The 11252-nt window shown below is 39.5% G+C and carries 10 protein-coding genes; 3 read left to right on the top strand and 7 right to left on the bottom strand.

Annotated elements, in window-relative coordinates; all coding sequences use genetic code 11:
• Positions 1-64: 64 nt before the first annotated feature.
• A complete protein-coding gene (rpoE, locus tag AC27JP_RS18995; RefSeq protein ID WP_487117503.1) occupies positions 65-643 on the bottom strand; it encodes an RNA polymerase sigma factor RpoE in 579 nt (192 codons plus the stop codon).
• A gap of 206 nt (positions 644-849) precedes the next feature.
• Between rpoE and nadB the strand changes: the two genes are divergently transcribed.
• Positions 850-2445, top strand: a complete 1596-nt coding sequence (gene nadB / locus AC27JP_RS19000; protein ID WP_487117504.1) for an L-aspartate oxidase — start codon at positions 850-852, stop codon at positions 2443-2445.
• A gap of 41 nt (positions 2446-2486) precedes the next feature.
• Here nadB and AC27JP_RS19005 read toward each other — a convergent pair whose 3' ends face one another.
• Positions 2487-2885, bottom strand: a complete 399-nt coding sequence (locus tag AC27JP_RS19005; RefSeq protein ID WP_487117505.1) for a hypothetical protein — start codon at positions 2883-2885, stop codon at positions 2487-2489.
• Positions 2886-2919: 34 nt separating this feature from the next.
• Positions 2920-3171 carry an FAD assembly factor SdhE gene (locus tag AC27JP_RS19010; protein ID WP_487117506.1) on the bottom strand — a complete coding sequence of 84 codons (252 nt, stop codon included), beginning with the start codon at positions 3169-3171 and terminating at the stop codon, positions 2920-2922.
• 200 nt (positions 3172-3371) lie between these two features.
• On the opposite strand from AC27JP_RS19010, the gene ygfZ reads away from it, so the two are divergent.
• Positions 3372-4337 carry a tRNA-modifying protein YgfZ gene (ygfZ, locus tag AC27JP_RS19015; protein ID WP_487117507.1) on the top strand — a complete coding sequence of 322 codons (966 nt, stop codon included), beginning with the start codon at positions 3372-3374 and terminating at the stop codon, positions 4335-4337.
• Between the two features lie 8 nt (positions 4338-4345).
• Positions 4346-4834, top strand: coding sequence for an FKBP-type peptidyl-prolyl cis-trans isomerase (locus AC27JP_RS19020; protein WP_487117508.1), 489 nt, complete (start codon positions 4346-4348; stop codon positions 4832-4834).
• 209 nt (positions 4835-5043) lie between these two features.
• Here AC27JP_RS19020 and AC27JP_RS19025 read toward each other — a convergent pair whose 3' ends face one another.
• The 4 genes from AC27JP_RS19025 to guaA form a co-directional block, all read right to left on the bottom strand.
• Complete coding sequence (locus tag AC27JP_RS19025) at positions 5044-7026, bottom strand: RecQ family ATP-dependent DNA helicase (protein WP_487117509.1); 1983 nt, start codon at positions 7024-7026, stop codon at positions 5044-5046.
• A 185-nt stretch (positions 7027-7211) separates the two neighbouring features.
• A complete protein-coding gene (locus AC27JP_RS19030) occupies positions 7212-8714 on the bottom strand; it encodes a protein adenylyltransferase SelO (RefSeq protein WP_487117510.1) in 1503 nt (500 codons plus the stop codon).
• A 61-nt stretch (positions 8715-8775) separates the two neighbouring features.
• Positions 8776-9126, bottom strand: a complete 351-nt coding sequence (locus AC27JP_RS19035; protein WP_487117511.1) for a RidA family protein — start codon at positions 9124-9126, stop codon at positions 8776-8778.
• A gap of 375 nt (positions 9127-9501) precedes the next feature.
• A complete protein-coding gene (guaA, locus tag AC27JP_RS19040; RefSeq protein WP_487117512.1) occupies positions 9502-11079 on the bottom strand; it encodes a glutamine-hydrolyzing GMP synthase in 1578 nt (525 codons plus the stop codon).
• Positions 11080-11252 lie beyond the last annotated feature (173 nt).

Raw genomic sequence — 11252 nt, forward strand, 5'->3', positions numbered from 1 at the left:
TAACAAAATAAAATTTTGTCACATTATATCATAGTTATTCGACTATGATTTATTAATGGTTTTACTACTGTTGCAACAATGGCCTTATTTTTTTATCTACAGCGTCACGCGCTCTAAATATTCTTGACCGAACAGTCCCTACAGGACAATCCATAACTGTTGCTATTTCTTCGTAACTTAAACCTTCTAACTCTCTTAGGTTGATTGCAGTACGCAAATCTTCCGGCAATTGCTCGATGGTTTTAAATACGACACTTTTAATTTCATTTGTCAGTAATAATTTCTCTGGCGAGGCATTTTCACGTAACGCATCACCTGAATCATACATTTCCGCATCTTCTACATCGATATCGGACCCAGGTGGCTTACGCCCTCCTGCAACTAAATGATTCTTCGCACAGTTAACCGCAATACGGTATAACCAGGTATAAAAAGCACTATCCCCTCGAAAATTAGGTAAAGCCCGATAAGCTTTAATAAATGCTTCTTGTACTATGTCTGGTACATCACTATGATTTTTTACATAGCGTGACACCAAGTTTGCTACTTTATGTTGGTATTTAGTTACCAGCAGGTTAAATGCGTTTTTATCACCACGTTGTACCCGCTCAACCAACTTTTGGTCAACGTTCTGTTCGCTCATTTGAGCCATATCTCCTACTAACCATTTAACTTTTCTACATCTGGCTCATGGCAAACGCATAAAGTAGGACTAGCCTTGCGCTAAAAAGTTCGATAAATATTGAAAAAAATTAAATTTTATTTATAAAAATTGTTTTGTGCTGTTCTGTCACTGCAATAAAAGTTAATATTGAGCTATCAATTATTGTACCTTAATTTCAAGAATATATGAATCAGCAACACAATTGCGACGTATTAATTATCGGTAGTGGCGCAGCAGGATTATCCTTAGCCTTGCATTTAGCTAAAAATGCCGATGTAGTCATCCTGAGTAAAGGCCAAGTTAATGATGGCTCAACATTTTATGCTCAAGGTGGTATTGCTGCTGTATTTGATGAAAATGACAGCATTGCTGCTCATGTTAACGATACCTTAATTGCCGGTGCCGGTTTGTGTGACGAAGCGGCAGTACAATACACCGCCGAAAATGCAAAAATGTGCTTAGAGTGGTTAATTGATAAAGGCGTTGATTTTGACCGTGATATTCCAGCAGAAAATGGTGATATACGTTATCACTTAACGCGAGAAGGTGGCCATAGTCACCGTAGAATACTACATGCTGCTGATGCTACAGGGCAAGCCATTCAAACCACCTTAGTTTCACAAGTTAAAAATCATAGTCGAATTCGAATTTTTGAGCGCTACAATGCTATAGATTTAGTTTGCGATGAAAACAACCAAAACGGAAAAAAAGCATGTATTGGCGCTTATGTTTGGAATCGAAATAGCGAAAAAGTTGAAAGCATTTTTGCTAAGAAGACCATTTTAGCCACAGGCGGTGCCAGTAAAGTCTACCAATACACTTCAAACCCTGATGTTGCTAGTGGTGATGGCGTTGCTATGGCATGGCGCGCGGGCTGTCGTGTTGCCAATATGGAGTTTAACCAATTTCACCCTACCTGTTTATTTCACCCTGAGGCAGGCACTTTCTTATTAACCGAGGCGTTGCGCGGAGAAGGCGCTATTTTACGCCGTCCTGATGGCAGTCGTTTTATGCCGAGCTTCGATGAGCGAGCAGAGTTAGCGCCTCGAGACATAGTCGCCCGCGCCATAGATTATGAAATGAAACGACTTGGTGCTGACTGCATGTATTTAGATATCAGTCATAAATCAAGTGAATTTATCAAACAGCATTTCCCTACTATTTATGAAAAAACGCGTTCATTGGGCATAGACATTACCAAGCAACCTATGCCAGTTGTACCTGCTGCACATTACACGTGTGGTGGTGTGATGATCGACAAGCAAGGCAAAACAGATACCGATAACTTATATGCCATTGGCGAGGTATCATATACCGGCTTGCATGGTGCAAACCGTATGGCAAGTAACTCATTACTAGAATGTTTAGTATTTGCTCGAGCAGCGGCATTAGATATCGAAGAAAAACTCAACCATAAACAAGCTTATATAAAGTTACCGGCCTGGGATGACAGTCGAGTCATAGATTCCGATGAAGAGGTGGTTATTCAACATAACTGGCACGAATTGCGATTGTTTATGTGGGACTATGTAGGTATTGTTCGCACCACTAAACGCCTTGAACGCGCGTTACATCGAGTTGAATTATTGCAAAGTGAAATCGAAGAATATTATCGCCATTTTAGAGTCAGTAACAACTTACTCGAATTGCGTAATTTAGTACAAGTGGCAGAATTAATTATTAAGTCAGCATTAAATAGAAAAGAAAGTCGCGGTTTGCATTACACGCTCGACTTTCCAGAAACGGCTGATGAAGCAAAAATTACCATTCTAAAACCATAAAATATCACAGCTAATTTCAAGAGATAAATTTCTGCACTATGCTAGCCTAGTTGTTGCACCCGCATAATGGTGCGAGCCATTCTAGCTTGATCTTTTTCAGATAAACTATCTTTGAAGATAAATCGACTTTTTATCTGGCTATCGGTAAAAACCAGCCAATAGCCCCATAAATTAATTTGTGAACTTGATGATAACTGTTGCTTTTGCTCGTGACTAAACTGGCATTGCCCAATATCCGTTAATAAGAAAAAGTCACATTGTGAAGATGAAGTTTTGTTTAAACAAGTTGATGAATAAGCTTGTGATAGCAGAAAAACATATTTACGAAAACTAACAAGAAAAAAAACGATAACGACTAAAGCAATGGCAAACCACAGTTTAAAGCCGATTGTAAATAGCAATAAAATATAGCAGCAGCCGAATGCTATTACAAATTTCAATATCGCCTTAATTGCAGAAGGCGATACCTTAATATTAAACCTTAATGCGCTGCAGTATAAATTGCACCATGGCGTTAAGCTCTTCATCTTCACAAGTTTCATGTCCCATAAACCAAGCAAATAACTCAGGGTCTTGACACTCTAACAAACGCTCAAAAATCGCTTTTTTTTCTGCTGAAAGTGCATCATATGCTTCTTCCACAAATGGCATAAATAGCACATCTAATTCTAGCATGCCGCGTCGACAAGCCCAGCGAAGCCGAGGTTTATTATCCGTTAATGACATACATCACCCTAATTAATTAAATCTTGCCGTATTCTAACAAACTCAAGCTAAAAATAGCCACGAATTGATCATCAAATTAGGAATAATTCTCTAACAATAAAATAGCAGAAAAAATCGGTTATATGCTTGTAATTGCAATAATAGCCCTCATTTATTGTCTTAACAGTCTTTTTCAGCATTATTGCCGGATGATCAATAACATGAACAGTAACTTACCTAGTTATAACGAATTACCCCAAGTATTTGCCATCTCGCTCGACAGCTTTAACGCAATATCTTTAACGGGTGAAGAGCAAACTAAATACTTACAGGGACAAGTTACTTGTGACGTCAATACCTTAGCGCAAGAAAAGCTACTCACTGGCGCACATTGTAATGCTAAAGGTAAAGTTTTCTCTGCCTTTCGTTTAATTGAACGTAATAATGAATATTTATTATTGCAACCTGCAAGCTCTATCGAACAATCTTTAGCTGAACTGAAAAAATTTGGTGTCTTCGCCAAGGTTGAAATATCACAAGCCAACGATATAAATTATCTTGCTATTGCTGGTAGCCAAGCTAACGCTAAAATGGCCGAATTATTTAGCCAAGTTCCAGATACGTTAACACCTGTTATTCAACAAGAAACAACAACTTTGGTTTACCTTGCTGGCGCAGTAGATCGTTATTTAATTATTGATAGTAAAGATAACTTAGTAAAAATTTCAGCCACGTTTGATTTCCCTATTTACGACAATAGTGTGTGGCAGTTACTAGAAATAACTGAGGGTTTCCCGATACTTTCACAGCAATATATTGCCGAGTACGTACCACAAATGCTTAACCTACAAGCCATTAACGGTATTAGTTTTACTAAAGGTTGTTACTTAGGCCAAGAAACTGTGGCTAGAATGCAATACCTAGGGAAAAACAAACGTGCGCTATTTGCCCTTACCGGCAACGCAGTTAATGCCAATACTGGCGATATAATTGAGAAAAAGCTTGGTGAAAATTGGCGTAAGGCTGGTGACGTACTCGCGGTATATCAAGCAGATGACAAACAAACATACATTCAAGCGATTTTGGCCAATGACATTGATGAGTCGACCGAATTACGCATAAAAGAACACCATACGGGATTAACTATTTCCCCACTCCCTTACAATATAAGCTCAGACGCCGAATAGGACATATTATGAAAATTTCTGACAACAAAGTTGTTGTATTACATTATGCTGTATCTGACAGTGAAGACACCTTAATTGATAGTTCTTATGATCATAGCCCTTTAGCCGTGATCCAAGGTTCTCATTACCTTATCCCAGGTTTAGAAGAAGAATTAGTTGGCCATGAAGCTGGTGACAAATTTGAAGTAGAAGTATCGGCAGAAAACGCTTACGGCGAAAGAGAAGACGGTTTTGTACAAACCGTACCAAAAGCCATGTTTGCCGGCATTGAAGATTTAGACGTCGGTAGTCAACTACGTGCAACCACTGACGAAGGCGAACAAACTGTTATCGTTATTGATGTCCAAGAAGATGAAATTACGGTTGATGGTAATCATCCATTGGCCGGTATTGATTTAAAATTTGACGTGGAAATTTTAGAAGTTCGTGATGCCACTGAAGAAGAATTAGAGCACGGTCATGTGCATGGCGAAGGCGGTTGTGGACATAGCCACTAAGACGCGTTAACTAATAACGAAAGGCAGGATGCCTAAGAGCGGCCATGCACCCGCGTTATACAGTTCATCGACGTGCATGGATGCACTAATGCCTTGAAAGACAGGATGTCTGAGAAAGGCCTGAACATATACGCTCCAGTGCATCCATGCACCCGCGCTATACCGTTCATCCTGAACATAAAGGCACTGATAAAGTGCCTTTTTTGATCTTATCTTAAAATACTTACTACCTGCGCTTTAATATCAGCGTAACGCATGTGCTGACATACGGCAAAGTAACTTAATTGACGTACTTTAGTGCGAGTAAATAGCGGCACGCTCATACCGGATAAAAACCGACAAATAGTGTCGAAAGATAAACCTTTGGGCGATGTGGTTGCGTTAGCTTTTAAACTCGAAAAGTGCTGCTGTATTTGTCCAATCGCCAGTGCAATGGTTTCTGCACTAACCGCCTGTTGCTCATTTGAATACGGTAATATTGCCACTTGCCCGCGACAAACCGAGCAATGTCCGCAGTTTTCAGGAGCCAATTGGTCGTCAAAATAATGCGATAATTGTTTTGTTAAACAATGACCACTTTGGAAAAACTGCACGAGTTTGCTAATGCGCTCTATTTCAGCTTGCTCTTTTTCAGCAAAGTACTGATAAAGCTGTTCAACTAAATCGACATTATCTAACGCCGCCATATTGACACTAAAAACTTCAGTCGCCTTTTTGGTTTCCAGTACGATATGTTGTTGATCAGCTAAGTATTCCAACGCTGAAACAATTCTTTTTCTTGGCGCTTGATAGCGAGAATGCATCAGTTCAAAATCAGGCTCTCCCCAGATTTTTTTCATTTTCGCACAGCTAAACACTTGCGCTAAAAACTCACTTCTATCAGCATTAAAGCTACTAATTATTTGTTCTTTTGGCGTGACAAACTTAAATTTAAAGTCAGCAAAATAACTAAATTTAGCGGTAATAATTCCCATCAACTCTAGTTGAACCAGTAAAGTTTTTAAAGGTAATTGCTTAATATTACTGGCGTTAGACAAAGCCAGTACTTGCAGCTCCCATTGGCCATCTTGCACTTCATTGCGAATATTTTGCAATACATAATCAATGCTAGTGCGCTCTGGCGTGTCGGCATAAACAAAGTTCTCTACGGTGTGAATTCCATCAAGGTTTGCTAACGTAAAACAAGCAGAGTGTTGCTTATCTCTGCCCGCACGACCTATTTCTTGACTATAGTTCTCGATTGATTTGGGTAAGTCATAATGAATAACAAAACGAATATCTGATTTATCTATGCCCATACCAAACGCAATAGTCGCAACAACAATACGGGTATTTCCTTGCATAAAGTCTTGTTGGATTTTTTTTCTGACCTCATCTTTAAAACCCGCATGATACGCCTGTGCTTGTAGCCCTTGCTGCTGCAAAAATTCTGCAACCTTTTCAGCGCTATGCTGCAAAGTAACGTAAACAATACCACTACCGTTATGATGATTTATTACCTCAAGTAAGGTTTGATTTTTTTGGCTTTCAGCAACAGGTAACACCGACAAATCAAGGTTACTTCGATAAAAGCCCGTTTGCACTATATGCTCTGACGCAATGGCAAATTTACGCGCCATATCCTGCTTGACTTTTTTCGTTGCTGTTGCGGTCAATAGCAACACTAGCGGGATATTAAGCTCTTGACGATAACGCGGTAATTTTAAGTAGTCGGGGCGAAAATTATGGCCCCATTCAGAAATACAATGGGCTTCATCAACCACTAGCATCGAAATAGCAATCGACTCGATAAACTGGCGAAAACGTTCATTCTTAAAACGCTCTACTGAGACCATTAATATTTTAATTTTGCCAGAACGAACATCACGAGTAACTTGCTGACTTTGTTCAAATGACAAGGTTGAATCAATACTCGCCGCAGGAATCCCCTTAGCATGTAAAAACGCTAACTGATCTTTCATTAACGCTAATAATGGCGATACTACTAAAGTTAAATGGGGTAAATTAATCGCTGCTAATTGATAACATAAAGACTTACCGGCACCGGTTGGAAATATCGCTAATGACGAGTCCCCGTTCAATAGCTGAGTTATGGTTTGCTCTTGCCCGGTTCTAAACTCATCAAAATCAAAAGTTTGCTTAAGCGAAGAGTGTAATTGAGAAGTTTGAATAGCAGGCGTAAAAGTAGTCATGAGTATTTCACATTAAAATAATCTGATATTAATGCGCCTATCATACCTTGTTGGACATAAAAACACTTAGCTCTTGCCGATAAAAATAAGTTACTATTGTCTTGATCTTACAGATACCCAAGTTACATGAAGCTGCTTGGCGATAGTTAAAATGAACAGCAGCTTTTACATCATTTCAATGGAGCTTAAGTACCACAAAAGGTATGGTAATTCTCATCGCCATCAATCGGTGCATCTTGATACGCTTGGGTTTGCGCTAAGTTATCATAAGGTTGCTGTATTACCGTTAAGAACTCATGTAACGCTGATAAATAGCCACTTTCTTGGCTGATAGCTAATACCCGCTCAACATGATGATTTCTTGGAATAACTAGCGGGTTCGTTTTTTTCATTAGAGCTTTAGCCGCATTAACATCATCAGAAATTCTGCTATACCAGCGTGTTAGCCATAACTCCTGCTCTGACCGCTCCGCTCCTGCTGCATTCTCAATAAAATTATCTACTTCTTCCTGACTTAAGCTTTCAGCCAAGGTGACAAAATATTGGGTATAATCTAATTTTTTTTCCTGCATTCTAGCCAGCAAGTCATTAACCAACTCAATATCACCTTCTGCTAAATCGGCGATGCCTAATTTATTCACCATCATTTCAAAATAACCATACTGCAAATCATTGGCAAATTGCTGTAATAATGGTGTGATTTTCACTAATGCTGTATCTTCATCGTCATCGACCAGTGGTAATAAACAATCAGCGAGACGCGCCATGTTCCACTGTATTATTTTACTTTGATTACCAAAGGCATAGCGAGCATTTCTATCGATAGAGCTAAAAACGGTATCAGCATGATAATGATTCATCATGGCACATGGACCGTAATCAATGGTTTCACCTGAAATAGCGGTATTATCGGTATTCATCACACCATGAATAAAACCAACTCGTAACCATGAAACAACTAACGCCACTTGTTTGTTGAGTACCGCAGCAAAAAAATCAAGGATATTCTGACTACTGAGTAGCACTTCAGTCGAGCTGTCAGTTTGCTGTGTTGTTAGTTTTATTTCAGGGAAGTGGCGCTCTATAGCAAAGCGAGTAAGCTGTTTAAGTGACTCAATATCTCGACGTGCGGCAAAAAATTGGAAAGTACCAACACGAATGTGGCTTGCTGCAATACGTGTAACCACAGCCCCAGGATACGGCCTTTCTCGATAAACTGCCTCTCCAGTAGCAACTACCGACAAACACCGAGTGGTTGGCACGCCTACGGCAAACATAGCCTCACTCATAATAAATTCACGTAGTGCAGGGCCTAATGCACACCGGCCATCACCGCTACGCGAAAAATAGCTGGTACCTGAGCCTTTGAGCTGTATATCCCAAGTATTACCTTGCTTATCTGTTATATCACCTAATAAATGGGCACGACCATCACCTAATTGTGGGTTGAAGTGACCAAATTGATGTCCAGAATAAGCTTGAGCTATAGGTTTACTGCCATGAATCAATTGATTACCAGAGAAGTACTGCCCAAGCAACTCATTATTTTCTTCTACAGAAAAATTGATGCCTAAAGCCCGCGCTAACGGAGCATTCCAAAGTAATAATTCTGGCTCTGAAACCGGTGAAGGAAACGTTTCGTGGTAAAAACCTTTCCCTAATTGATAATACTGATTAGAAAGCTTCAAAAAACTCACTCCATTAATAAATTATTGCTACAAGTATCTAGGCTGTAATTAACTGGTATTTCTATATTTCAGCTGCGATTATTGATATTTCTACTAACAAGGCTTCTCTCGCCATTTTCGCAGCAACACAAGCGCGTGCAGGGGCAAAACCTTCGGGTACCCAAGCATCCCAAACAGCATTCATATCAGCAAAGTAACTCATATCTTTAACATAGATAGTTGCCGATAAGATGTGCTTTCTATCACTACCTGCTTGTATGAGTAATGCATCAACCTTAGCAAGCATAGTTTCAGTTTGCTCAGTAATACCTTTCGTGGCATCGGCAGCGACTTGTCCACATAAGTAAATAGTACCATTATGCTTAACAATTCTGCTCATTCTTTGTTTAGTTTCTAATCTTTCAATAGTCATTTTTAGTTAACACCTCTTAATTGAATTTTTATCTTCATTGTACTGCTTTTTATTTCATCACATATAGTCATACGCTCAAAAATAAAAAACTCTGTTTTTTCGTTAAAACACTCAACTAATTTGTGCTCCCTGTTGAGGCTGGTCATAAAATAAAACCCCAAAGCTATTCAGTTTTGGGGTTTTATCAAGTAAAGCTAATAAGCCATAACTTATTTTGAAAACGTAGGTAGAGCATCCAAATTCAAGTTGACCGTTCTTCAGCATCCATGCTGTCACGGCATTAGTACATCCTGTACGTCAAAGCACGGAGCTGACGCTAGTCAGTGAGTACTTTCGACGCCGAAATAAGGCGAAATAACAAAAAAGAAAGTCGCTTTATTCCCACTCTATTGTTGCTGGCGGCTTACCTGAAATATCGTAAACAACGCGTGAGATACCATCAATTTCATTGATAATGCGATTAGACACTAGACCTAGAAATTCATACGGTAAGTGTGACCAACGAGCAGTCATAAAATCAATAGTTTCAACACAACGTAATGACACAACCCAATCATATTTACGCGCGTCGCCCATTACGCCTACTGAGCGTACAGGTAGGAATACGGTAAAGGCTTGGCTAACTTTTTTGTATAAGTCGTGGTTGTGTAATTCTTCAATAAAAATAGCATCGGCACGACGTAATAAGTCAGCGTATTCTTTTTTCACTTCGCCAAGAATTCGTACGCCTAGTCCTGGACCAGGGAACGGATGACGATAAAGCATATCGTATGGTAGCCCAAGTTCTAGGCCTATTTTACGTACTTCATCTTTGAACAATTCACGCAATGGTTCAACTAAGCCTAACTCCATATCTTCAGGTAAACCACCAACATTATGATGGGATTTGATCACATGGGCTTTACCGGTAGCAGATGCAGCAGACTCGATAACATCAGGGTAAATAGTACCTTGTGCTAACCATTTAGCGTTGGTTAATTTGCCGGCTTCTTCATCAAAAATTTCAACGAAGACGTTACCAATAATTTTACGTTTTTTCTCAGGATCACTTTCGTCGGCTAAACGGTCTAAGAAACGTTTTTCAGCATCAACATGTACGATATTCAAGCCGAAGTGATCACCAAACATATCCATCACTTGTTGACCTTCGTTCAAACGTAATAAACCGTTATCAACAAATACACAGGTTAACTTGTCACCGATGGCACGGTGTAAAAGCATCGCCACTACTGATGAATCAACACCACCAGATAAGCCTAGAACAACTTCATCATCGCCTATTTGCTTTTTCATGGTTTCAATAGCATTTTCGATAATTGATGCTGATGTCCAAAGTTTTTCACATTGACAAATATCAACCACAAAATGCTCTAAAATACGTAAGCCTTGTTTGGTATGAGTGACTTCTGGGTGGAACTGTACACCGTAGAAGTTCTTTTCTTCATTAGCCATTGCCGCATATTTACAGCTAGGTGTTTGCGCAACCGCAGTAAAACCATCAGGGATCGCCGAAACTTTATCACCATGGCTCATCCAAACATCTAACAAGGCATTACCGTTGGCGCTAATGCTATCTTCAATGGCATTAAATAATGCCGACTTAGCAATAACTTCAACAGCGGCATAACCAAACTCTTTATGTTCTGAGCTTTCAACCGCACCGCCTAATTGTTCGGCCATGGTTTGCATGCCGTAACAAATACCTAAAACCGGTACGCCAGCATTAAAAACAAACTCAGGTGCTCGTGGAGAATCATGCTCAGTAACCGACTCAGGGCCACCGGCTAAAATAATACCGGTCGGGTTAAAACCTTTTATTTGCTCTTGTGTTACGTCCCAAGCCCAAAGCTCACAATAAACGCCTATTTCACGTACGCGACGGGCAATCAGCTGTGTGTATTGTGAACCAAAATCTAAAATTAGTATGCGGTGATCATGAATGTCTTTACTCATGTTGTTTTCCTACTTATCTTTATAAAGCTATAAAATGAACAGGCTGAACTTTCTCAATATGAGTTATAGTCCAGCCTATTTGAATTTGTTGATAATGAGTTTTTTCATCATCATTGAGTATCTTTTTCTATCAACATCACGTTGAAATTATTTTTGCGCTAGCTCAAGGCGAA

It is taken from the genome of Colwellia sp. SU-HH01172, from assembly GCF_057553355.1.

Excerpts from the sequence above, each read along its gene's own strand:
- nadB (WP_487117504.1), top strand. The coding sequence starts at position 850 with ATGAATCAGCAACACAATTGCGACGTATTAATTATCGGTAGTGGCGCA.
- AC27JP_RS19010 (WP_487117506.1), bottom strand. The coding sequence starts at position 3,171 with ATGTCATTAACGGATAATAAACCTCGGCTTCGCTGGGCTTGTCGACGC.
- rpoE (WP_487117503.1), bottom strand. The coding sequence starts at position 643 with ATGAGCGAACAGAACGTTGACCAAAAGTTGGTTGAGCGGGTACAACGT.
- AC27JP_RS19020 (WP_487117508.1), top strand. The coding sequence starts at position 4,346 with ATGAAAATTTCTGACAACAAAGTTGTTGTATTACATTATGCTGTATCT.
- guaA (WP_487117512.1), bottom strand. The coding sequence starts at position 11,079 with ATGAGTAAAGACATTCATGATCACCGCATACTAATTTTAGATTTTGGT.
- AC27JP_RS19035 (WP_487117511.1), bottom strand. The coding sequence starts at position 9,126 with ATGACTATTGAAAGATTAGAAACTAAACAAAGAATGAGCAGAATTGTT.
- AC27JP_RS19025 (WP_487117509.1), bottom strand. The coding sequence starts at position 7,026 with ATGACTACTTTTACGCCTGCTATTCAAACTTCTCAATTACACTCTTCG.
- ygfZ (WP_487117507.1), top strand. The coding sequence starts at position 3,372 with ATGAACAGTAACTTACCTAGTTATAACGAATTACCCCAAGTATTTGCC.